The sequence below is a fragment of the Pseudomonas sp. Bc-h genome (genome assembly GCF_002080045.1).
GTDB lineage: Bacteria > Pseudomonadota > Gammaproteobacteria > Pseudomonadales > Pseudomonadaceae > Aquipseudomonas.
The window spans coordinates 1-385 of the sequence record NZ_MUIN01000052.1 but is presented as its reverse complement, the minus strand read 5'-3'; the positions used below and the strand labels follow the sequence as shown (position 1 = coordinate 385).

Annotated in this window: 1 protein-coding gene; it reads right to left on the bottom strand. The window is 54.3% G+C overall.

Translation table 11 applies throughout. From position 1 onward, the window contains the following. The coding region (locus tag BWR59_RS33050) for a tyrosine-type recombinase/integrase (protein WP_230982140.1) at window positions 1–241 on the bottom strand (241 nt) is incomplete at its 3' end. Between the last annotated feature and the right edge of the window lie 144 nt (window positions 242–385).

The window sequence follows — 385 nt, the reverse complement described above, 5'->3', positions numbered from 1 at the left end:
CTTCGACTGTTTGTCTTGTCAGCGGTGTACAACGCTCCTTGCGTCCCTTTCCCACAACGCGCACATGTGCACCGGTACCCAAGGCCACATCTTGGCGTTGCAGTCCTCTGAGTTCAGATAATCGCACTCCAGTCTGAACAGCCACGAGCAACAGTGCATGATCGCGGCGTCCTGTCCATGTGCGTTGATCTTGAACAGCAAGCAGGGCCTTCACCTCGGCTTCGGACAAGAAGTTGATCAAAGCACGCTCATGTCGTTTTCCGGGGATTGCGAGCACTCTTTGGATTTGTCCAGAATTCGCCGGCACTTCAAGAGCTGCATATCGAAAGAAGGAGCGGATGGCGGTCAACCGGAGGTTGCGACTTCGCGCTGATATCTTTCGATC